The sequence below is a fragment of the Pseudomonas sp. GOM6 genome (genome assembly GCF_029537485.1).
GTDB lineage: Bacteria > Pseudomonadota > Gammaproteobacteria > Pseudomonadales > Pseudomonadaceae > Aquipseudomonas.
The window spans coordinates 102,453-124,305 of record NZ_JARPUS010000008.1 but is presented as its reverse complement, the minus strand read 5'-3'; the positions used below and the strand labels follow the sequence as shown (position 1 = coordinate 124,305).

Annotated in this window: 18 protein-coding genes; 5 read left to right on the top strand and 13 right to left on the bottom strand. The window is 61.4% G+C overall.

The genetic code is table 11. From position 1 onward, the window contains the following. Nucleotides 1-26 precede the first annotated feature (26 nt). From P7A97_RS11655 to mtnA, 12 genes are all read right to left on the bottom strand, one after another. The gene (locus tag P7A97_RS11655) at nt 27-1,034 is read right to left on the bottom strand and encodes a glycosyltransferase family 4 protein (RefSeq protein ID WP_277690110.1); all 1,008 of its coding nucleotides are present in this window, start codon (nt 1,032-1,034) and stop codon (nt 27-29) included. Continuing rightward, on the bottom strand, nt 1,031-1,984 hold the full coding sequence (locus P7A97_RS11650; RefSeq protein ID WP_277690203.1) for an NAD-dependent epimerase/dehydratase family protein: 954 nt from the start codon (nt 1,982-1,984) through the stop codon (nt 1,031-1,033). The genes P7A97_RS11655 and P7A97_RS11650 overlap by 4 nt, the downstream gene beginning before the upstream one ends. An 88-nt stretch (nt 1,985-2,072) precedes the next feature. Beyond that, nucleotides 2,073-2,330, bottom strand: coding sequence for a lipopolysaccharide assembly protein LapA domain-containing protein (locus P7A97_RS11645; protein ID WP_277690109.1), 258 nt, complete (start codon nt 2,328-2,330; stop codon nt 2,073-2,075). Between the two features lie 29 nt (nt 2,331-2,359). After that, nucleotides 2,360-2,644 carry an integration host factor subunit beta gene (gene ihfB / locus P7A97_RS11640; RefSeq protein ID WP_277690108.1) on the bottom strand — a complete coding sequence of 95 codons (285 nt, stop codon included), beginning with the start codon at nt 2,642-2,644 and terminating at the stop codon, nt 2,360-2,362. Between the two features lie 167 nt (nt 2,645-2,811). After that, nucleotides 2,812-4,491: a 30S ribosomal protein S1 gene (gene rpsA / locus P7A97_RS11635; protein ID WP_277690107.1), complete on the bottom strand. Its 1,680-nt coding sequence runs from the start codon at nt 4,489-4,491 to the stop codon at nt 2,812-2,814. Nucleotides 4,492-4,633: 142 nt separating this feature from the next. Then, nucleotides 4,634-5,299: a (d)CMP kinase gene (gene cmk, locus P7A97_RS11630; RefSeq protein WP_277690106.1), complete on the bottom strand. Its 666-nt coding sequence runs from the start codon at nt 5,297-5,299 to the stop codon at nt 4,634-4,636. Next, nucleotides 5,296-7,539, bottom strand: a complete 2,244-nt coding sequence (locus P7A97_RS11625) for a bifunctional prephenate dehydrogenase/3-phosphoshikimate 1-carboxyvinyltransferase (protein ID WP_277690105.1) — start codon at nt 7,537-7,539, stop codon at nt 5,296-5,298. The genes cmk and P7A97_RS11625 overlap by 4 nt, the downstream gene beginning before the upstream one ends. Beyond that, nucleotides 7,532-8,641 (bottom strand): histidinol-phosphate transaminase, encoded by a 1,110-nt coding sequence (gene hisC, locus P7A97_RS11620; protein WP_277690104.1) that lies wholly within the window; start codon nt 8,639-8,641, stop codon nt 7,532-7,534. The genes P7A97_RS11625 and hisC overlap by 8 nt, the downstream gene beginning before the upstream one ends. A gap of 26 nt (nt 8,642-8,667) precedes the next feature. Further along, nucleotides 8,668-9,765: a prephenate dehydratase gene (gene pheA / locus P7A97_RS11615; protein WP_277690103.1), complete on the bottom strand. Its 1,098-nt coding sequence runs from the start codon at nt 9,763-9,765 to the stop codon at nt 8,668-8,670. Next, the gene (serC, locus tag P7A97_RS11610) at nt 9,765-10,850 is read right to left on the bottom strand and encodes a 3-phosphoserine/phosphohydroxythreonine transaminase (protein WP_277690101.1); all 1,086 of its coding nucleotides are present in this window, start codon (nt 10,848-10,850) and stop codon (nt 9,765-9,767) included. The genes pheA and serC overlap by 1 nt, the downstream gene beginning before the upstream one ends. A gap of 10 nt (nt 10,851-10,860) precedes the next feature. Beyond that, complete coding sequence (gene gyrA / locus P7A97_RS11605) at nt 10,861-13,629, bottom strand: DNA gyrase subunit A (RefSeq protein ID WP_277690100.1); 2,769 nt, start codon at nt 13,627-13,629, stop codon at nt 10,861-10,863. A gap of 214 nt (nt 13,630-13,843) precedes the next feature. Then, nucleotides 13,844-14,920 (bottom strand): S-methyl-5-thioribose-1-phosphate isomerase, encoded by a 1,077-nt coding sequence (gene mtnA / locus P7A97_RS11600; protein ID WP_277690202.1) that lies wholly within the window; start codon nt 14,918-14,920, stop codon nt 13,844-13,846. A gap of 181 nt (nt 14,921-15,101) precedes the next feature. Here mtnA and P7A97_RS11595 point away from each other — a divergent pair, with 181 nt between their 5' ends. The 5 genes from P7A97_RS11595 (at nt 15,102) to P7A97_RS11575 (ending at nt 19,773) form a co-directional block, all read left to right on the top strand. After that, entirely contained in the window at nt 15,102-16,430 is a 1,329-nt protein-coding gene (locus tag P7A97_RS11595) for a TRZ/ATZ family hydrolase (RefSeq protein WP_277690099.1), read from the top strand. A gap of 31 nt (nt 16,431-16,461) precedes the next feature. Continuing rightward, complete coding sequence (gene ubiG / locus P7A97_RS11590) at nt 16,462-17,160, top strand: bifunctional 2-polyprenyl-6-hydroxyphenol methylase/3-demethylubiquinol 3-O-methyltransferase UbiG (protein ID WP_277690098.1); 699 nt, start codon at nt 16,462-16,464, stop codon at nt 17,158-17,160. Nucleotides 17,161-17,165: 5 nt separating this feature from the next. Continuing rightward, nucleotides 17,166-17,837: an N-acetylmuramic acid 6-phosphate phosphatase MupP gene (gene mupP / locus P7A97_RS11585; protein ID WP_277690097.1), complete on the top strand. Its 672-nt coding sequence runs from the start codon at nt 17,166-17,168 to the stop codon at nt 17,835-17,837. 67 nt (nt 17,838-17,904) lie between these two features. After that, a complete protein-coding gene (locus tag P7A97_RS11580) occupies nt 17,905-18,645 on the top strand; it encodes a YciK family oxidoreductase (protein ID WP_277690096.1) in 741 nt (246 codons plus the stop codon). A gap of 201 nt (nt 18,646-18,846) precedes the next feature. Continuing rightward, a complete protein-coding gene (locus tag P7A97_RS11575; protein ID WP_277690095.1) occupies nt 18,847-19,773 on the top strand; it encodes a GGDEF domain-containing protein in 927 nt (308 codons plus the stop codon). 8 nt (nt 19,774-19,781) lie between these two features. Here the strand turns inward: P7A97_RS11575 and uvrB are convergent, their stop codons facing one another. Continuing rightward, complete coding sequence (uvrB, locus tag P7A97_RS11570) at nt 19,782-21,797, bottom strand: excinuclease ABC subunit UvrB (protein ID WP_277690094.1); 2,016 nt, start codon at nt 21,795-21,797, stop codon at nt 19,782-19,784. Nucleotides 21,798-21,853 lie beyond the last annotated feature (56 nt).

Below are 21,853 nucleotides of genomic sequence, written 5' to 3'. Positions count from 1 at the left end.
TCCATGCCCCTGATCAAATTCAACAATTACTCGCCAAGGCCTGCACGATACTTAAAGGCAAGCCCCAGCAATGGTACGTATGCCAGTATCAGCAACAATACGGCATTTCCTCCCAGCGCCACCCATATGGCCAAAGGTAGTAGCCAGCAAAGATTAATCAACGCCACTGCCAAGGTGACCGGCAAATGACTACCAACCATGCGTGAAGCGTGTTGGTAGGCATGGCTGCGATGCGCCTCATAAACCTTTTCACCGCGTAAAAAACGACGTAGCAGGGTACAACTGGCATCTACCAGAAAAACGCCTAGCAGAATCAACCAAGAAAACAGCAACTCTGGGCGCTCCCAAGCCATCGACAGGGAGAGAACTCCCAATATGAAACCGAGAAAGCCGCTACCGGCATCCCCCATGAAAATCTTCGCCGGAGGAAAGTTCCAATAGAGAAAGCCCGCTACCGCAGTCGCTAACAGGGCGGGGAGCAAAGCCAGCTGCCAGCTACCTAACAGCGCCGCGATGGCAGCAACGCTCAAACAGGTGGTGATGGCCTCGACAGCAGCAATCCCGTCTATGCCATCCATAAAGTTATAAAGGTTGAGCAGCCAGACCAAATACAGAATGCCTAGTGGTACGCCCACCCAACCAAGGCTGAAAACAGTATCGCCCAGCTGCAGGTCAGGTACCCCGCCCAGCCAGTAGATCGCCCAAGCAGCAGATAAAACATGAGCCAGTAAGCGCCAGCGCGCAGGTATATGGCGATGATCATCGAGAAACCCGACCAAAGCTACAACACCGCCGCCCCCTAGCAGGGCTATTGCCTGTGCGGGAGTAAGCCAGTCGCCTAAGACCAATATGGGCAGAGTCGGCAGAAAACTCAGCACTATGGCCATTCCACCGCCTCGCGGGGTCGGCCTGGAATGAGAGCTGCGCTGATTGGGAATATCCAAAATGCGGCGACGCAGAGCATAAGCACGTAGCAGCCAAGTACCCAGCCAAGAAGCCGAGCCGACAAAGAAGAACATAAGCAGCAGCGTCATATCTGTTCCCGCTGCCTCAAGAAATGCTCGGCTGTCTGAGTTAGGGCCTTGTACGTGTCTACTGGAGGATTCCAATCTAGCAGTGTTCGTGTCTTGCTGATGTCCACTTGCAGGGACCCAAATAGTCGCCGAACCAATGCGTCCTGATTCATGAGCAACAAACACGATTTGAGCATCGGCCCTGTCCAGCCCCAAAGCCGCGGTACCGTACCCAACGCAGCGCCCAACTGTTTGAGCAACTCTGTAGTCGAAAGATCCTTGCCGTCACTGACCAAAAATACCTGGCCTACAGCGGCCGGATGACCCAAGCAGCACACGAGCAGATCAACGAGATTATCCAAAGCCACCAAACTGCGGCGGTTCTCAATCCCCCCCAGAGGCAAAGGCACACCGAACCGCAGCCAGCGCATCATGCTCTGAAAGTTAGCCCGCACACCAGGCCCGTATACCAGCGGAGGACGCACAACGACGACCTCAAGCCCCGTGCGCTGCGCCAACTGAAATAGCCCCTGCTCCGCCTCCAGCTTGGAGATAGCATATGGATCCTGGGGAGCCGGTAGGTCGTCGGCACGAAATGGGGCGCCCATGCGCGTTGTTTCGCCATTGACCTTGATCGAACTGATAAAGATAAAGCGTCGAACACCCGCTTTCGCAGCCGCGTCGGCAAGTGCCAGGGTAGCGGCGGTATTTATCCGACGAAACTCGGCAAGCGGATCACTCGCCTGATCACGCATCACATGCACACGAGCAGCGGTATGTACTACCGAGGTGAAGCCCTTAAGCTGGTTCGTGGAAAATTGCGGCCTCTCCAAATCGCCCAGCTCTAAACAACTGTCATCATGCGCTTTGCGTAAAGCGGAAACGACATCAATACCAGGCTCTGTTTTTAACCTGGAAACCAAAGCACTTCCGACAAAACCGGAGGCTCCAGTTACAAGCACCCGATTCATGGCCATGTACTCGCCGAGCATTCTAAAAAAGGATATAAAAAAGCTGCACAGAAACAACACTTAACTCAGCGAAGATCTTACTCAGCTTTTAAGAGGATGAAGACTGAGAGCGCCGCCGCTTGAGTAGGCTATTGCGACCAAGCAAACTCAAGCTAAACAACAAAGTAACCAGCGAACCAAGCCCAAAAGCCATGGCCAGAAAGATAGAAAATGGCAAAACAGGTGTTGTCCAGTAGAGAAAATTAAACTGTGCATGCTGCGGGTTTTGCAGGATTAGCAGCACTATAGCCGCCCCCAAAATCATCAGGACGGCACCCAGCAAGACACGTCTAATGCTGCTCAACATAAGCAGCTTCCTGCAAATCCAGGCAAAAGTCACTCATCATCATTGACCCTATCCCGTAGCTCCTTTCCCGGTTTGAAGTGCGGCACGAACTTGCCATCCAGGCGTACCGACTCGCCAGTTTTAGGATTACGACCAACACGTGGGGCGCGGTAGTGTAGAGAAAAACTACCAAAGCCACGGATTTCGATACGATCGCCCGTCGCCAGAGCTTGAGACATCTGCTCCAGCATGGTCTTGATCGCCAGCTCCACGTCTTTGGATGACAGCAGCCCCTGGTGAGTAACAATGCGCTCGATCAACTCCGACTTGGTCATGGTTTTCCCTTCTTTTTCAAGCGGCTAGATCATCTAGTAGGGGTGTTTTTAGCACGCCCACCGATGTTTTGGTAGCCCAAATGTCAAGAGGAAAACGAAGCCCGGCAGAATGAGACAAAACGAAAAAGGGCGACCGAAGTCGCCCTTTTCCACAGATGTACCTGAACTTAGTTCTGATTCATCTGCGCACGGATCAGATCACCAATGGTGGTCGGACCGGTGGTTTCAGCTTCCTGCTTGTTACGCAGCTCTTTCATCGCATCCTTTTCGTCTTCGACGTCTTTGGACTTGATGGACAGGCTGATAACGCGGGACTTGCGGTCGATGCTGATGATCTTGGCTTCGACTTCGTCGCCTTCCTTCAGCACGTTGCGCGCGTCTTCAACGCGGTCACGGCTGATTTCGGAAGCCTTCAGAACGCCTTCGATCTCACCGCCCAGGCTGATAACAGCGCCCTTGGCGTCTACTTCCTTGACGGTACCGCGCACGATGGTGCCTTTCTCGTTCAGGGAGGCGTAGTTGGAGAACGGATCGTCTTCCATCTGCTTGATGCCCAGGGAAATGCGCTCACGCTCCGGATCAACGGAGAGGATCACAGTTTCCAGCTCGTCGCCCTTCTTGAAGCGACGCACGGCTTCTTCGCCTACTTCGTTCCAGGAGATGTCGGACAGGTGAACCAGACCGTCGATGCCGCCATCCAGACCAATGAAGATACCGAAATCGGTGATCGACTTGATGGTGCCGGAGATCTTGTCGCCCTTGTTGAATTGGCCAGAGAAGTCTTCCCATGGGTTGGACTTGCACTGCTTGATGCCCAGGGAGATACGACGACGCTCTTCGTCGATGTCCAGAACCTGAACTTCCACTTCGTCGCCGACGTTAACGACTTTGGACGGGTGGATGTTCTTGTTGGTCCAATCCATCTCGGACACGTGCACCAGGCCTTCGACGCCTTCTTCCAGCTCGGCGAAGCAGCCGTAGTCGGTCAGGTTGGTGACCTTGGCGGTCACGCGGGTGCCTTCCGGGTAACGAGCCTTGATAGCAACCCATGGGTCTTCGCCCAGCTGCTTCAGGCCCAGGGATACGCGGTTGCGCTCGCGGTCGTACTTCAGAACCTTGACGTCGATCTCGTCGCCAACGTTGACAATCTCGGACGGGTGCTTGATGCGCTTCCAGGCCATGTCGGTGATGTGCAGCAGACCATCGACGCCGCCCAGGTCAACGAACGCACCGTAGTCGGTGAGGTTCTTGACGATACCTTTGACCTGCTGGCCTTCCTGCAGGGATTCCAGCAGAGCTTCGCGCTCGGCGCTGTTCTCGGCTTCCAGCACGCTGCGACGGGAAACGACAACGTTGTTGCGCTTCTGGTCCAGCTTGATGACCTTGAACTCCAGCTCTTTGCCTTCCAGGTGAGTGGTATCACGCACCGGACGGACGTCAACCAGGGAGCCCGGCAGGAACGCACGGATGCCATTAACGTCAACGGTGAAGCCGCCTTTGACCTTACCGTTGATAACGCCCTTGACCACTTCCTCAGCGTTGAACGCAGCTTCCAGAACCAGCCAGGATTCAGCGCGCTTGGCTTTTTCGCGGGACAGCTTGGTTTCACCGAAGCCATCTTCAACCGCGTCCAGAGCAACGTGGACTTCGTCACCGACCTTGATGGTCAGCTCGCCTTGTTCGTTGAAGAACTGATCGAGCGGGATGACGCCCTCGGACTTCAGACCGGCATGCACGGTAACCCAGTCACCGTCGATGTCGACCACGATACCGGTGATGATGGCACCCGGCTGCATGTCAAGGGATTTCAGGCTTTCTTCAAATAGTTCTGCAAAGCTTTCGCTCATGTTGATTCCTGTCGATCAAGGGCAGGGAAACTGCCCAAACCACACTCCAGACAATGTGGGTTCGTTCATGTAAAAAGAGGCCTGCGGGACTATGACTGGTCTCCCGCCTGCCTCCTTGTCGGCCGCAACATTGCGGCCTGGCTTACCCGGCGAGATCGCGACTGGCGACCTCGCTGAGAATTCTTTCCAAGACTTGTTCGATGCTGAGCTCCGTGGAATCCAGCTGGATAGCATCGGCCGCAGGCTTCAGAGGAGCCACCGCGCGTTGCATATCACGCTCGTCACGAGCACGAATCTCGTCTAGGAGACTCGACAGGCTAACACCTTCCACCTTGCCTTTCAACTGCAGGTAGCGACGGCGGGCACGTTCTTCTGCGCTAGCCGTCAGGTAAATCTTCAATGGCGCATCCGGAAACACCACGGTTCCCATGTCGCGACCATCCGCCACCAGACCAGGCAACTCCCGGAAAGCACGCTGGCGCTGCAGCAGCGCTTCACGCACCGCAGGAAGCGAAGCGACCATGGAAGCACCAGCACCTACCTGCTCGTTACGAATAGCGTCGGTAACCTCTTCACCCTCAAGGATGATGCGCTTGTCGATAAACTGCACATCCAGATGCGCAGCCAAAGTCTTCAGCGCCTCCTCATTGGTCAAGTCAATACCGTGGTTGCTGGCAGCAAACGCCAACAGACGATAGAGCGCGCCGGAGTCGAGTAGATTCCAACCCAGCTTGCCGGCCAACAAGCTAGCGATGGTGCCCTTGCCCGAACCGCTGGGCCCATCGATGGTGATCACCATGGCATTCATGAGTTGCCCTCTTCCGCCACGCGGATGCCGGTTTGAGCCGCCAAACCAAGGAAGTTAGGGAATGAGGTGGCGACGTTGGCACAGTCGTGAATGCGAATCGGCGCCGCGGCACGCAATGAGGCAACGCTGAAGGACATGGCGATACGATGGTCGCCATGGCTCCACACCTCACCACCACCGATAGCGCCACCTTCAATGATGATGCCATCCGGGGTTGGCTCGGCCTTAACACCCAGAGCAATCAGTCCGTCAGCCATGACCTGAATACGGTCGGATTCTTTCACCCGCAGCTCTTCCGCGCCACGCAGCACCGTACGCCCCTCTGCACAGGCAGCCGCGACGAATAGCACCGGGAACTCGTCGATGGCCAGCGGCACCAGATCCTCGGGAATGTCGATGCCTTTGAGCTTGGCGGCACGCACAAGAATATCCGCTACCGGCTCACCACCCACTTCGCGCTGATTCTCAAGCGAGATATCGGCCCCCATCAACTTGAGGATGTCGATCACGCCAGTACGGGTCGGGTTGATGCCGACATGCTCCAGCACCAGCTCGGAACCCTCAGCGATGCTGGCCGCCACCAGGAAGAATGCCGCGGAGGAAATATCCGCCGGCACCTCGATATGGGTGGCACTCAGCTTGTGACCGGACTCGACGGTAGCCTGATTGCCATCGACCACCACCGGATAGCCGAAGCCCTGCAGCATGCGCTCGGTATGATCGCGGGTCGGCGCCGGCTCGATTACTGTGGTGGAGCCCGCCGCGTAAAGCCCCGCCAGCAACAGGCAGGACTTCACCTGGGCACTGGCCATCGGCATCTCGTAGGTCATGCCACCCAGGCGGCGACCACCACGAATAGTCAGCGGCGGACGGCCTTCTGGCGCGGTCTCAATCAGCGCGCCCATCTCGCGCAGCGGCTTGGCCACGCGGTTCATCGGACGCTTGGACAGCGAGGCGTCGCCGGTCAGCACGGTATCGAACGGCTGCGCCGCCAGCAGGCCGGAGAGCAGGCGCATGGACGTGCCGGAATTGCCCAGGTAAAGCGGGCCAGGCGGCGGTTTGAGGCCATTGAGGCCGACGCCATGAATGGTCACCTTGCCGTGGTGCGGCCCCTCGATGACCACACCCATGTCGCGGAAAGCCTGCAGGGTGGCCAACGCATCCTCACCTTCGAGGAAGCCTTCCACCTCGGTGGTGCCTTCAGCCAGCGAGCCGAGCATGATCGAGCGGTGCGAAATGGACTTGTCGCCCGGAACACGGATACGGCCGGAGAGAGAACCACCGGGATTGGCGAGGTAGATCAGGTCGTTCGAATGCATAGCGTCCACATAGGCCCTGCGGGCCAGAATTTTGCTGAAATGCTCGCGGGCATGCCGAGCGCGGGTAAACACGCCCAGCAACTGATGCCCGTCCCCTGCGTCGACCGCGCCGCGCAGGGCGTCGAGGTCATCGCGAAATGCGTCGAGGGTACGCAGCACGGCCTCGCGATTGGCGAGGAAGATGTCGTGCCACATCACCGGATCGCTACCGGCGATCCGCGTGAAATCGCGGAAGCCACCGGCGGCGTAACGAAAGATTTCCAGGTTCTCGCTGCGCTTGGCCAGCGAATCCACCAGAGTGAAGGCCAGCAGGTGCGGCAAGTGGCTGGTGGCCGCCAGCACCTGGTCGTGATGCTCCACCTCCATATGTTCCACGTCCGCCCCCAGGGCGCGCCACAGGCCATCAACCAGCGCCAGCGCCTCGCTGTCGGTGGACTCCTGCGGTGTCAGGATCACCTTGTGGCGACGGAACAGCTCGGCGTTGGCCGCCTCCACCCCGCTCTGCTCGGAGCCAGCGATCGGATGGCCGGGGACAAAGCGCGCCACCTTGCCGTCGAAGGCCAGGCGCGCCGCACGCAACACATTGCCCTTGGCGCTGCCGACATCGGTGAGCACCGCATCACCCAGATCGCACTGCGCCAAGTGGCCCAGCAGCTTTTCCATGGCCAGGATAGGTACCGCCAACTGGATCACCGCAGCGCCCTGACAGGCGGCCGCCAGTTCGGTTTCGCAGCGATCAACCACACCCAGCTCGACCGCCAGGCGCCGCGACTCCGCGTCCAGATCGACACCCACCACCTCACTGAACAGCCCCTTCTCGCGCATGCCTTTGGCGAAGGAGCCGCCAATCAGGCCAAGCCCCACCACCACCAGGCGGCCGAGCTTGCCCGACGCATGTTGCAACGGCATTGCATCAGCCACGAAGAACCTGCTCCAGCGCCGCGAGGAAACGAGCGTTCTCCGCCTCAGTACCGATGGACACGCGCAGGAAGGTCGGCATGCCATAGCCGGCCACCGGCCGCACGATGACTCCCGCCTTGAGCAACGCCTGATTGATCGGCGCAGCGTCGCGACCGAAGTCGACGGCGATGAAGTTGCCCTTGCTGGAAATCCACTGCAGACCCAGCTTGCGGAAACCGTCCTCCAGCTGCGCCATACCGGCGTCGTTAGTGCGGCGACTGGCTGCCAGGTAGTCCGCATCGTCCAGCGCCGCGCAGGCGGCAGCCAGGGCCAGGCTGTTGACGTTGAACGGAGCTCGCACACGGTTGAGCACGTCGGCCACCTGCGGCGAGCTCAGTGCATAACCGACACGCAGCGAAGCCAGGCCATAGGCCTTAGAGAAGGTGCGCGAGACCAGCAGGTTCGGGTAACGCGCCAGGTAGTCGAGGCCGTCCGGCAGTTCGTCGCCCTCGGCGTACTCGATATAGGCCTCGTCCAGCACCACCAGCACGTTCTCCGGCACACGAGCGAGGAAGCGTTCCAGCGCGTCCGGACCAAACCAGGTACCTGTCGGATTGTTCGGATTGGCGACGAAGACCACGCGGGTATTGGCGTCGATGGCCGCCAGCATGGCCTCCAGATCGTGACCGTGATCCTTGGCCGGCACCACCTTGCCCTGAGCGCCGACCGCCTGGGTGGCGATGGGGTAGACGGCGAAGGCGTACTGACTGAATACGGCATTGAGGCCCGGCGCCAGCCAGGCGCGGGCGACCAGGTCGAGAATATCGTTGGAGCCGTTGCCCAGAGTCACCTGGGCCGGTGTCACGCCACAGCGCGCCGCCAGCCTGGACTTCAGCTCGAAGCCATTGCCGTCGGGATAGCGGGTCAACTCGGCCAACTCGGCGCGAATGGCTTCCAGCGCCTTGGGCGACGGGCCCAGCGGATTCTCGTTGCTGGCCAGCTTAACGATGCCGGCCGGGTCGAGATCCAGCTCGCGAGCCAGCTCATCGACCGGCTTGCCCGGTACATAGGGCGAAAGTTTCTGCACGCCCGGCACGGCCTGGGCGAGAAAATCGCAGCTCATCTGTTCACCTCAAACAGTCACTCGGCTCATAGAACCGCTTTCGGGTAGGAGCCCAGCACTTTCAAGGCGACGGCTTCACCATTGATCTTTTCCAGCACATCCTTGATCAGCGGATCACGGTGATGGCCGACAAAGTCGATGAAGAACACGTAGGTCCACTTGCCGCTGCGCGACGGGCGAGTCTCGATACGGGTCAGGTCGATGCCGTTGGTGTGGAACGGCACCAGCAGCTCGTGCAGGGCGCCCGGCTTGTTGCGCATGGAGACGATGACCGAGGTCTTGTCGTCGCCGGTCGGCGGCACTTCCTGGCTGCCGATTATGAGGAAGCGCGTGGAGTTGTCCGGGCGATCCTCGATCTTCTCCTGCAGCTTGGTCAGACCGTAGAGATTGGCCGCCATATCGCCGGCGATCGCCGCCGAATTCCACTCACTCTTCACCCGCTTGGCCGCATCCGCGTTGCTCGACACCGCTACGCGCTCGACGTTCGGGTAGTGTGCATCCAGCCACTTGCGGCACTGGGCCAGGGACTGGGCGTGGGAGTAGATACGGGTGATCTTGTCAGGCTTGGTGGTATCACCGACCAGCAGGTGGTGGTGGATGCGCAGCTCCACCTCGCCGCAGATCACCATGTCGTGTTCGAGGAAGCTATCCAGGGTGTGGTTGATCGCACCCTCAGTGGAGTTCTCCACCGGCACCACGCCGAAGTTGACCGCCCCGGCAGCCACTTCGCGGAACACCTCGTCAATGGCGGCCATCGGCACGCTGATTACCGAGTGGCCGAAATGCTTCATCGCCGCGGCCTGGCTGAAGGTGCCTTCCGGGCCAAGGTATGCGACCTTGAGCGGCTGCTCCAGGGCCAGGCAGGAGGACATGATTTCGCGGAACAGCCGCGCCATCTCCTCGTTGTCCAGCGGGCCTTTGTTCAGCTCCATGATGTGCTTGAGCACCCAGGCTTCGCGCTCGGGGCGGTAAAACACTGGCTTCTCGCCTTCCGGCAGGGACTGCATCTTGACCCGCGCCACGTCCTGGGCGCAGCGCGCTCGCTCGCTGATCAGGTCGAGGATCTTTTCGTCGAGGCTGTCGATGCGAACCCGCAGCGCCTTGAGCTGATCGACGTCACTCATCAGCCGTGCTCCTTCTCGAACTCGGCCATGTAGGCCACCAGGGTCTCCACGGCATCCAGGCCGGTGGCGTTGTAGATGGAGGCACGCATGCCGCCCACCGAACGATGCCCCTTGAGGTTGAGCAGGCCGCGCGCTTCAGCGCCAGCCAGGAAAGCCTTGTCCAGCTTCTCGTCGGCCAGGCGGAACGGCACGTTCATCCAGGAGCGGGCGCTCGGCTGGATCGGGTTGCTGTAGAAATCGCTGGCATCAATGGCCTTGTACAACAGGTCCTTCTTGGCCTTGTTGCGCTGCTCCATCGCGGTCACGCCGCCCTGCTCCTTCAGCCACTCGAAGACCAGACCGGAGAGGTACCAGGAATAGGTGGCCGGGGTGTTGTACATGGAGCCGTTATCGGCGGCGACCTTGTAGTTGAGCATGGTCGGGCAGACGCTGCGGGCGCGGCCCAGCAGGTCTTCGCGGATGATCGCAACGACCAGGCCGCTCGGGCCGATGTTCTTCTGCGCGCCGGCGTAGATCAGGCCGAACTTGGAGACGTCGATCTCACGGGAGAGGATGTCCGAGGACATATCCACCACCAGCGGGGTATCGCCCACCTCGGGGATCCAGTCGAACTGCAGGCCACCAATGGTCTCGTTGCTGGCGTAGTGTACATAGGCAGCGTCTTTCGACAGCTGCCACTCGTTCTGCCCGGGAATGGCAAAGTAGTCGTAGCCCTTGGCGCTGGCCGCAACGTTGATGCTGCCGTAACGCTGCGCCTCCTCGATGGCCTTCTTCGACCAGATACCGGTCTCGATATAGTCGGCCACGCCATCTTCCGGCAGCAGGTTGAGCGGGATCTCGGCGAACTGCTGGCTGGCCCCGCCCTGCAGGAACAGCACCTTGTAATCGCTAGGAATGCTCAGCAGGTCACGCAGATCCTGTTCGGCCTTCTCGGCGATGGCCACGTACTCGTCGCTACGGTGGCTCATTTCCATCACGGACAAACCCTTGCCCTGCCAGTCGAGCATCTCCGCCTGGGCACGCTCCAGCACGGCGGTGGGAAGCGCGGCCGGGCCGGCGCAGAAGTTATGGGCGCGTTTGCTCACTTCGACTCTCTCACTCTTCGCTGTTACCGGTTTGCGCGCCTTCTTCGGCCTCGGTCACCGTTTCTTCGTTCAGCTCACTGATTTCGCCTTCCAGCGCTTCCAGCTCGTCTTCGTCGCCGCCGGACGGCTCCTGCACGCGCTCCAGGCCAACCAGGGTCTCGTCCTCGGCCAGCTTGATCAGGATCACGCCCTGGGTGTTACGGCCCGCACCACGGACTTCATCGACACGGGTACGCACCAGGGTGCCCTGATCGGAAATCAGCATGATTTCCTCACCGTCCAGCACCTGCACAGCACCGACCAGCTTGCCGTTACGCTCGTTGATCACCATGGCGATAACGCCCTGGCCACCACGACCACGACGCGGGTAGTCGGCCAGCGGGGTGCGCTTGCCATAGCCGCGTGCGGAGGCGGTAAGAATCTGCGCACCTGCTTCCGGAATCAGCATAGAAATGATGCGTTGCTCGCCGGCCAGGCGCATACCACGCACGCCGCGAGCGATACGGCTCATGGTGCGCACCTTGCTTTCCTTGAAGCGGATCACCTTGCCGGCGTCGGAGAACATCATGACGTCCTTGGAGCCATCGGTGATAGCTGCGGCGATCAGCGAGTCACCCTCTTCCAGTTTCAGGGCGATCAGACCGTTGGAACGCGGCTTGGTGAACTGGATCAGCGGGGTTTTCTTCACCGTACCGTAGGCAGTCGCCATAAAGATGTAGGCACCGGTCGGCTCATCCTGACTGAAGTCGGCATCATCGCCCTCTTCGGCATCCTCTAGCTCGACCACGTCGGCAACCTGCTCGGCAACCACATCATCGTCATCGCTTTCTTCGTCGGCGAAGCGAGCACGCACGGCCTCCAGGTCGATCTGCAGCATCGCGGTGATGCGCTCACCCTCATCCAGCGGTAGCAGGTTGACCAGCGGACGCCCCCGCGCAGTGCGTGAGGCCTCAGGAATCTCGAAGGTACGCAGCCAGTAGACCTTGCCCTTGCTGGAGAACAGCAGCAAGGTAGCGTGGCTGTTGGCGACCAGCAGGTGCTCGATGTAGTCCTCGTCTTTCACCCCGGTGGCCGACTTGCCCTTGCCGCCACGACGCTGCGCCTGGTAGGCATGCAGCGGCTGGGACTTGGCATAGCCGCCGTGGGAGATGGTGACGACGCGTTCTTCCTCGGTGATCAGGTCGGCGATGGTCAAGTCCATCTGCGAGGCCATGATCTCAGTACGACGCGCATCGCCGAATTCGGCCTTGACCTTCTCCAGCTCCTCGCGGATGACTTCCATCAGACGCTCGGGGCTGGTCAGGATGCGAATCAGCTCGCCAATCTGGGTGAGGATTTCCTGGTACTCGGCCAGCAGCTTCTCGTGTTCAAGGCCGGTCAGACGGTGCAGGCGCAGCTCGAGGATGGCCTGGGCCTGCTCCGGCGACAGGTAGTACTTGCCCTCACGCAGGCCGTACTGCGGATCCAGATCTTCCGGGCGGCAGGAGTCGGCGCCGGCGCGCTCGACCATGGCCTCCACGGCACTGGATTCCCAGGCAGTGGCGATCAAGCGTTCCTTGGCCTCAGCCGGGGTCGGCGAAGCCTTGATCAGCTCGATCACCGGGTCGATGTTGGACAGGGCAACTGCCTGGCCTTCGAGGATGTGGCCGCGCTCGCGCGCCTTGCGCAGCTCGTAGACGGTGCGACGGGTGACCACTTCACGGCGGTGACGAACGAACACCTCGAGCATGTCTTTCAGGTTCAGCGTGCGCGGCTGGCCGTCGACCAGAGCCACCACGTTGATACCGAACACGCTCTGCATCTGGGTCTGGGCGTAGAGGTTGTTCAGCACCACCTCGCCGACTTCGCCGCGACGCAGTTCGATGACAACGCGCATACCGTCCTTGTCGGATTCGTCGCGCAGTTCAGTGATGCCTTCGATCTTCTTCTCTTTAACCAGCTCGGCGATCTTCTCGATCAGGCGCGCCTTGTTCAGCTGGTAGGGCAGCTCAGTAACGATGATCTGCTGGCGATTGCCGCCCTTCTCCATGTCCTCGATCGTCGCACGGGCACGCATGTAAATGCGCCCGCGACCGGTGCGGTAGGCCTCAATGATGCCGGCGCGACCGTTGATGATGCCTGCGGTCGGAAAGTCCGGGCCGGGGATGTACTGCATCAGCTCATCGACAGTCAGCTCGGGGTTGTCGATCAGCGCCAGGCAGCCGTCGATCACCTCGGTGAGGTTATGTGGCGGAATGTTGGTCGCCATGCCCACGGCAATACCGGACGAACCGTTGACCAGCAGATTGGGGATCTTGGTCGGCATGACCGCCGGGATCTGCTCGGTGCCATCGTAGTTGGGCACCCAGTCGACGGTTTCCTTGTCCAGATCGGCCAGCAGCTCATGAGCCAACTTGGCCATGCGTACTTCGGTGTAACGCATGGCCGCAGCGTTGTCGCCATCCACCGAACCGAAGTTGCCCTGGCCATCGACCAGCATGTAGCGCAGGGAGAAAGGCTGGGCCATACGCACGATGGTGTCGTAGACAGCCGTGTCGCCGTGCGGGTGGTACTTACCGATCACGTCACCGACCACACGGGCGGACTTCTTGTACGGCTTGTTCCAGTCGTTGCCCAGCTCGCTCATGGCGTAGAGCACACGGCGGTGCACTGGCTTCAAGCCATCACGCGCATCCGGCAGCGCACGCCCGACGATCACGCTCATCGCATAGTCGAGGTAGGACTGTTTCAGCTCGTCTTCGATATTGACCGGGAGGATTTCTTTGGCCAGTTCGCCCATGAGAAGCCTGGTTCCTTATTCTGGTGAAACCCCGTCACACCCTTCCTAGGTGAGACCGGAGTCCGCCGTGGCCGCGCTCTATTCAGCAGCGATTCACAGCAAATCAACGAGTTAAGCCAACAATTCGCGCTAGTGGGACGACCCGCACGGGGCCGTCGGAAAACTGCCGGAGCTTACCACAGCACAAGCCCCGCACCTACCCCGCCCAGCCGGCTCAGTGCAACCGCTTGCGGCACATGAGCTGTGCCATTTTCGCCGCATCCGGTCGCTCGATAACTCCCTTTTCGGTGACGATCGCGTCGATCAGGTCGGCGGGCGTCACATCGAATACCGGATTGAGCGCATCCACATCAGCAGCAACGCGCCGACCGGCCACTTCCAGCAATTCGCGACTGTCACGCTCTTCGATGGGAATGTCCTCGCCCTCCTCCAGACTCATATCGATGGTCGAACTGGGGGCCACCACCATGAAGCGTACGCCATGGTGCATGGCGTTGACCGCCAGCTGGTAGGTACCGATTTTGTTGGCCACATCGCCATTGGCGCTGATGCGATCCGCCCCGACGATGACCCAGGTAATATCGCCAGCCTTCATCAAATGAGCGGCGGCGGAATCGACATTCAGGCTGACCGGCACACCGTCGCCTACCAGCTCCCAAGCGGTGAGGCGCGAACCCTGCAACCAGGGACGCGTCTCGTTGGCATAGACCCGTTCGACTAACCCTGCCGCATGGGCCGCACGAATCACCCCCAGCGCCGTACCAAAACCACCGGTCGCCAGCGCACCGGCATTGCAATGTGTCATCAACCGCTGGGGAGCAGCCTGATGCTTTCGAATCAGCTCCATGCCCAACTGAGCCATGGTCAGATTAGCCTCGCGGTCGCTTTCCAGAATGCCTAGCGCTTCGGCTTCCAGCGCTGCCAGCACCTCTTCATCATCCTTTACACGTTGCACACGTTCACGCATGCGTTCCAGCGCCCAGGACAGGTTGACCGCCGTCGGCCTTGAGGCGGCCAGCACCTTGAAGTCCTCCTCCAACTCCGCCTGCCAGTCGCCACCTGCCGCCATACGCGCGCGCGCCCCCAACACCAGCCCGAAAGCAGCGGCGATACCGATAGCCGGCGCGCCGCGCACCACCATGCTGCGAATGGCCTCAGCCACACCTGCCGCCGAGTCATAGCTCAGCCAGGTTTCCTCATGCGGTAACGCGCGCTGATCCAACAAGCGCAACGTGCCGCCGCACCATTCGATGGCCTTTACCCTCTCCGCTGCCAGCAGTTCGTCGCGCATCACATCCCCAACAAGCTGAAACAAAAAGTCGCGAAGTATAACGACCCAGAGCCAGCGCCGCGCTGCCATGATCAGCATTGGGCGGCGACAGCGACAAATCCGCACAAGCAGCGCGCTGGGCGGATCACCGATAGGTTCTCAGTTATACTGCCGCAACTTTTTATTTGCCTGGATAAATGCCATGCCCGAGCCCCGCCAGCCGTTCGACCTGCTGCTCCTGCCCAGCTGGCTGGTGCCGGTCGAGCCTGCCGGCGTGGTGCTGCGTGATCACGGCCTGGGCATTCGCGACGGCCGCATTGCCTTGATCGCTCCGCGCGCTGAGGCACTGCGCCATCCGGCCATGCAAGTGCGCGAGCTGCCGAACTGCGTGCTCACCCCCGGCCTGGTCAACGCCCACGGCCATGCCGCCATGACCCTGTTCCGCGGCCTGGCCGACGATCTGCCGCTGATGAACTGGCTGCAGGACCACATCTGGCCTGCCGAGGCCAAGTGGGTCGACGAGAGCTTCGTGCGCGACGGTACCGAATTGGCCATTGCCGAGCAGCTTAAGAGCGGCGTCAGCTGCTTCTCCGACATGTACTTCTTTCCAGAAGTGGCCAGCGAGCTGGTGCACAAGAGCGGCATGCGCGCCCAGCTGACCATTCCCGTGCTGGATTTCCCCACCCCGGGCGCACGCGATGCCGAAGAAGCCCTGCGCAAGGGCCTGCGCCTGTTCGACGACCTCAAGCAGCACCCGCGCATCAAAGTCGCCTTCGGCCCACACGCGCCCTACTCGGTCAGTGACGACAAACTGCAACAGGTGCTGATGCTGGCCGAGGAACTCGACGCCGGTATTCACATGCACGTTCACGAGACCGCCTTCGAAGTGCAGCAGAGCCTGGAGCAGCGCGGCGTGCGCCCGCTGCAGCGGCTGGCCGACCTGGGCCTGCTGGGCCCGCGCTTCCAGGCCGTGCACATGACCCAGATCAGCGACGAGGACATCGAGCTGCTGGTGGAAAGCAACAGCAGCGTGATCCACTGCCCCGAATCCAACCTCAAGCTGGCCAGCGGCTTCTGCCCGGTGGAGAAGCTGTGGCAGGCCGGGGTCAACGTTGCCATCGGTACCGACGGCGCGGCCAGCAACAACGACCTGGACCTGCTCGGTGAAACCCGCACCGCTGCCCTGCTGGCCAAGGCCGTGGCCGGCAGCGCGACGGCCCTCAACGCCCATGCGGCATTGCGCATGGCCACCCTGAATGGCGCCCGAGCCTTGGGCCTGGACGCCGAGATCGGTTCGCTGGAAGCCGGCAAGCTGGCCGACCTGGCCGCTTTCGACCTGTCCGGTCTGGCTCAGCAGCCGGTCTACGACCCGGTATCACAACTGATCTATGCCGGCGGACGCAGCTGCGTGAAGCATCTGTGGGTCGGCGGCAAACCACTGCTCGACGACGGCCACCTGACGCGCCTGGACGAGCAGCGCATCATCGCCAACGCACGCGCCTGGGGCGAGCGCATCGCCGCCAGACACTGAATTCGCCTTCAAGACTTTTTAAGAGCACGCCATGAGCAACGTCGACCACGCCGAAATCGCCAAATTCGAGGCCCTCGCCCACCGCTGGTGGGACCGCGAAAGCGAGTTCAAGCCGCTGCATGACATCAACCCGCTGCGGGTCAACTGGATCGACGAGCGCGTCGGCCTGGCCGGAAAGAAAGTGCTGGACGTCGGCTGCGGCGGCGGCATCCTCAGCGAATCCATGGCCCAACGCGGCGCCACCGTCACCGGCATCGACATGGGCGAAGCGCCGCTGGCGGTAGCCCAACTGCACCAGCTGGAATCCGGCGTGGCGGTGGAATACCGACAAATCACCGCCGAAGCCCTGGCCGAGGAAATGCCCGGCCAGTTCGACGTGGTTACCTGCCTGGAAATGCTCGAACACGTGCCGGACCCGTCCTCGGTAATCCGCGCCTGCTACAAGATGGTCAAACCCGGCGGCCAGGTGTTCTTCTCCACCATCAACCGCACCCCCAAGGCCTATCTGTTTGCCATCGTCGGCGCCGAATACATCATGCGCCTGCTGCCGCGCGGCACCCATGATTTCAGGAAGTTCATCCGCCCCTCGGAACTGGGCGCCTGGAGCCGCGCCGCCGGTCTGCAGGTCAAGGACATCATCGGCCTGACCTATAACCCGCTGACCAAGCGCTACAAGCTGGCGGCGGACGTGGACGTCAACTACATGATCCAGACCCTGCGCGAGGAGTAAGGCGAATGGCCCTGCAAGCCGTGCTTTTCGACATGGACGGCACCCTGCTGGACACCGCACCAGACTTTGTCGCGGTGTGCCAGGCCATGCGCACCGCCCGTGACCTGCCTCCCGTCGACGAGCAACGTATCCGCGACGTGGTTTCCGGCGGGGCTCGTGCCATGGTGTGTGCAACTTTCGGTATCGAGATCGGTACAGCGGGTTTCGAAGCGCTGCGCCTGGAGTTCCTCGAGCGCTATCGTGAACACTGCGCCGTACTGAGCAAGCCATTCGACGGCATGCCAGAACTACTTGCCGACATCGAGGCATCGCGCCTGATCTGGGGCGTGGCCACCAATAAACCGGTGATTTTCGCCGAGCCGATCATGCAACAACTGGCGCTGGCCGAGCGCTCCGCCGTCCTGGTCTGCCCGGACCATGTGCCACGCAGCAAGCCGGCGCCGGACATGTTGCTGCTGGCCTGCAAGAAAATCGGTGTCGCACCGCAGGACACCTTGTTTGTCGGTGACGACGCCCGTGATATCGAAGCCGGGCGCGCCGCCGGCTGCAAGACCGCCGCCGTCACCTATGGCTATATCCATCCCGAGGACAATCCGCGTCACTGGGGCGCCGATGTCGTGGTGGATCATCCCCTGGAGCTACGCGCCCTGCTGGATCGCGCACTCTGCAGTTGCTGACTCATTGGGCTGCGCTGCGCTGAACCTGCGCGGCTCTACCCAACCTACGCATAACGAGATACCAAGCATGTTCGACTACCAAGCCCGCCCCGACCTGCTCAAAGACCGCGTGATCCTGGTCACCGGCGCTGGCCGCGGCATAGGCGCTGCGGCCGCCAAGACCTTCGCCGCCCATGGCGCCACCGTACTTCTGCTGGGCAAGACCGAGGAAAACCTCAATCAGGTCTACGACGAGATCGATGCCGCAGGCCATCCGCAGCCCGTGGTGATCCCGTTCAACCTGGAGACCGCCCTGCCCCACCAATACGACGAACTGGCTGCCACCGTCGAAGCTGAGTTCGGCCGCCTCGACGGCCTGTTGCACAACGCCGCCATCGTCGGGCCGCGCACGCCGCTGGAACAGCTGTCCGGCGACAATTTCATGCGTGTCATGCAGATCAACGTCAATGCCATGTTCATGCTCACCAGCACCCTGCTGCCGCTGCTCAAGCTGTCCGAAGACGCCTCGGTGGTGTTCACCTCCAGCAGCGTCGGCCGCAAGGGCCGCGCCTATTGGGGCGCCTATGGCGTATCCAAGTTCGCCACCGAGGGCTTGATGCAGACCCTGGCCGACGAAGTCGACGGTATCGCCAAGGTGCGTGCCAACAGCATCAACCCCGGCGCTACCCGCACCGGCATGCGCGCCCAGGCCTACCCGGGAGAGAACCCCGCGAACAATCCGCTGCCGGAGGAGATCATGCCGGTCTACCTCTACCTGATGGGACCGGACAGCCATGGGGTTAACGGCCAGGCCTTCAACGCTCAGTGATGACGAAAGGGTGCCGGTTTTCCGGCATCCCTGACGCGGCGGCATTGTTTTGCCAGCATACCCGCCAAACAACCGGCAATACGCTGCCTCTCACTCTCTAAAAATAACTCTAAACCAATGATTTAATTGATATTTATTTCATTGGCACAAAAATAGCTTTACCCCTGGCGTCAACGCGCTTTGCGCCAGAGGTTCAGCTCCATGATCCAGCACACCCAGTCCAACACCATCGATTTCGATGCCGCCAAGCTGCAGCGCCTGGGTTATGCCCGCCGCACCCAGCCTGCCGCCAAGCCTGTGAGCCTGGCCCAGCTGCGCCAGCAGCTCGGCCTGCAGCTGCAGACTTCGCTGGAGGCGGATCGCATCCTGGCCCTGTTCTTCCAGGAAGTGCAGCGCCTGGTGCCCCTGGATGCCCTGAGCTACCAGCAACCCGCCACCGACTTGCGTATGGAGCTGGGTGAGCGCGCCAGTCATTCGGCCGGCTATCGCCTGACCCATGAAGGCGAATACCTCGGCGAGCTGATCTTCCGCCGCAACCTGCGCTTCAGCGAAGAAGAGCTGGGTCAGCTGGAGTCCTTGCTGGCCAGCCTGCTGTTCCCCCTGCGCAACGCGCTGCTCTACCGCTCGGCGCTGCAGAGTGCACTGCGCGACCCGCTGACCGAAACCGGTAACCGCATTGCCATGAGCCAGGCCCTGCAGCGCGAAATCGACCTCGCGAGCCGCAGCCTGCAGCCGCTGTCAGTGCTGATGCTGGACATTGATCACTTCAAGTCGATCAACGATCGTTTTGGCCACGGCACCGGGGATCAGGTACTCAAGGCTGTCGCAGCTTCACTGAAAGACAGCCTGCGCAATGTCGACATGGTGTTCCGCTATGGCGGCGAGGAGTTTCTGGTGCTGCTGTCCAACACCGGACGCGAAGCGGCCCAGATGGTCGGCGAACGCCTGCGTCTGGCCATCCTGGGCCTGCAGTACCTGGTCGAAGGGCGCCCTCTGGAGCTGTCCATCAGCCTTGGCTGCGCCACCCTGTTGCCGGGTGAATCCGCAGACAGCCTGCAACACCGAGCCGACAGCGCGCTGTATGTCTCCAAACGCGAAGGCCGCAACCGCCTGTCCATGGCCGGCTGAGGCGGACCTCAGACCTGTAACAGGCGATCGCGCAGCTTCTGGATCTCGTCCCGCAGCTGCGCCGCGGCCTCGAACTCAAGGTCGCGGGCCAACTGGTACATCTTCTCTTCCAACTGACGGATACGCTTGCTGATCTCGCTCGGCGAGCGCAGTTCCGCCTCGTAGCGCGCGCTCTCCTCGGCCGCCTTGGCCGCCGCCCTGCGCTTGTTGCTGCGTGCGCCAGGCACCACGGCGCCCTCGAGAATGTCCTTGATGTCCTTGACCACACCCTTCGGTACGATGCCGTTGGCCTCGTTGAAGGCGATCTGCTTGTTGCGCCGGCGCTCGGTCTCGTCAATCGCGCGCTGCATCGAGCCGGTCATGTTGTCGGCGTAGAGAATCGCCTTGCCGTGCAGGTTGCGCGCGGCACGGCCGATGGTCTGGATCAGCGAGCGCTCGCTGCGCAGGAAACCCTCCTTGTCCGCATCGAGGATCGCCACCAGCGACACCTCGGGCATGTCCAGGCCCTCGCGCAGCAGGTTGATGCCCACCAGCACGTCGAAGGCGCCGGTACGCAGGTCGCGGATGATCTCCACCCGCTCCACCGTGTCGATGTCCGAGTGCAGGTAGCGCACCTTGACGTCGTGGTCGGCCAGGTAGTCGGTCAAATCCTCGGCCATGCGCTTGGTCAGGGTGGTGACCAGCACGCGCTGCTCGACCGCCACGCGTTTACGGATCTCGGAGAGCAGATCGTCGACCTGAGTACGTGCTGGCCGCACCTCCACCTCGGGGTCGACCAGCCCAGTCGGCCGCACCACCTGCTCGATCACCCGTCCGGCATGTTCAGCCTCATAGGGGCCGGGCGTCGCCGAGACGAAGATGGTCTGCGGACTGGCCGCCTCCCACTCCTCGAAGCGCATCGGCCGGTTGTCCAGCGCCGAGGGCAGGCGGAAGCCGTACTCCACCAGGGTTTCCTTACGCGAACGGTCGCCCTTGTACATGGCGCCGACCTGCGGCACCGAGACGTGGGACTCATCGATCACCAGCAAGGCCTTGTCCGGAAGGTAGTCATAAAGAGTGGGCGGCGGCTCGCCCGGGCCACGCCCGGACAGGTAGCGCGAGTAGTTCTCGATGCCGTTGCAGTAGCCCAATTCGAGGATCATCTCCAGGTCGAAGCGGGTGCGCTGCTCCAGACGCTGTGCCTCCACCAGCTTGTTGGCCCCGCGCAGGTAGTCCAGACGCTCCTTGAGCTCGACCTTGATCTTCTCCACCGCCTCCAGCAGCGTCTCGCGCGGCGTGACGTAGTGGCTTTTGGGGTAGAAGGTGAAGCGCGGCAGTTTCTGGATCACCTCACCGGTCAACGGATCGAAGGCCGAGATGCTCTCCACTTCGTCATCGAACAACTCGACGCGAATGGCCTCCAGCTCCGATTCCGCCGGGAAGATGTCGATCACGTCGCCCCGCACACGGAAGGTGGCACGGGCGAAATCCATGTCGTTACGGGTGTATTGCAGTTCGGCCAGGCGGCGCAGCAGGTCACGCTGATCCATTTTGTCGCCGCGGTCGAGGTGCAGCACCATTTTCAGGTACTCCTCGGGGCTGCCCAGGCCGTAGATGCACGACACCGTGGTGACCACGATGGCGTCCGGCCGCTCGATCAGCGCCTTGGTCGCGGACAGACGCATCTGCTCAATGTGATCGTTGATCGACGCATCCTTCTCGATGAAGGTGTCTGACGACGGCACGTAGGCTTCCGGCTGGTAGTAGTCGTAATAGGAGACGAAATACTCCACCGAGTTGTTCGGGAAGAAGCTCTTGAACTCACCGTACAGCTGGGCGGCCAGGGTCTTGTTAGGCGCCAGCACCAGGGTCGGGCGCTGCACCTGGGCGATCACGTTGGCGATGCTGAAGGTCTTGCCCGAGCCGGTCACGCCCAGCAGAGTCTGATGCGACAGACCGGCCTCCAGGCCCTCGACCATCTGACGGATAGCCTCCGGCTGATCGCCGGCGGGCTTGAAGCGGGTGACGAGCTGAAATTCCGACATAAACGGCCCCTCTGTGACGCACCGCCGCGGCCGGCGTCAAAGCATTGAATTGCGTC

What these genes read in the sequence shown, in the direction of transcription:
- pheA (WP_277690103.1), bottom strand. Translation starts at nt 9,765, where the DNA reads ATGAGTGACGTCGATCAGCTCAAGGCGCTGCGGGTTCGCATCGACAGC.
- rpsA (WP_277690107.1), bottom strand. Translation starts at nt 4,491, where the DNA reads ATGAGCGAAAGCTTTGCAGAACTATTTGAAGAAAGCCTGAAATCCCTT.
- P7A97_RS11645 (WP_277690109.1), bottom strand. Translation starts at nt 2,330, where the DNA reads ATGTTGAGCAGCATTAGACGTGTCTTGCTGGGTGCCGTCCTGATGATT.
- mupP (WP_277690097.1), top strand. Translation starts at nt 17,166, where the DNA reads ATGGCCCTGCAAGCCGTGCTTTTCGACATGGACGGCACCCTGCTGGAC.
- mtnA (WP_277690202.1), bottom strand. Translation starts at nt 14,920, where the DNA reads ATGCGCGACGAACTGCTGGCAGCGGAGAGGGTAAAGGCCATCGAATGG.
- hisC (WP_277690104.1), bottom strand. Translation starts at nt 8,641, where the DNA reads ATGAGCTGCGATTTTCTCGCCCAGGCCGTGCCGGGCGTGCAGAAACTT.
- uvrB (WP_277690094.1), bottom strand. Translation starts at nt 21,797, where the DNA reads ATGTCGGAATTTCAGCTCGTCACCCGCTTCAAGCCCGCCGGCGATCAG.
- ubiG (WP_277690098.1), top strand. Translation starts at nt 16,462, where the DNA reads ATGAGCAACGTCGACCACGCCGAAATCGCCAAATTCGAGGCCCTCGCC.
- gyrA (WP_277690100.1), bottom strand. Translation starts at nt 13,629, where the DNA reads ATGGGCGAACTGGCCAAAGAAATCCTCCCGGTCAATATCGAAGACGAG.
- P7A97_RS11650 (WP_277690203.1), bottom strand. Translation starts at nt 1,984, where the DNA reads ATGAATCGGGTGCTTGTAACTGGAGCCTCCGGTTTTGTCGGAAGTGCT.
- P7A97_RS11575 (WP_277690095.1), top strand. Translation starts at nt 18,847, where the DNA reads ATGATCCAGCACACCCAGTCCAACACCATCGATTTCGATGCCGCCAAG.
- cmk (WP_277690106.1), bottom strand. Translation starts at nt 5,299, where the DNA reads ATGAATGCCATGGTGATCACCATCGATGGGCCCAGCGGTTCGGGCAAG.
- P7A97_RS11595 (WP_277690099.1), top strand. Translation starts at nt 15,102, where the DNA reads ATGCCCGAGCCCCGCCAGCCGTTCGACCTGCTGCTCCTGCCCAGCTGG.
- ihfB (WP_277690108.1), bottom strand. Translation starts at nt 2,644, where the DNA reads ATGACCAAGTCGGAGTTGATCGAGCGCATTGTTACTCACCAGGGGCTG.
- P7A97_RS11580 (WP_277690096.1), top strand. Translation starts at nt 17,905, where the DNA reads ATGTTCGACTACCAAGCCCGCCCCGACCTGCTCAAAGACCGCGTGATC.
- P7A97_RS11655 (WP_277690110.1), bottom strand. Translation starts at nt 1,034, where the DNA reads ATGACGCTGCTGCTTATGTTCTTCTTTGTCGGCTCGGCTTCTTGGCTG.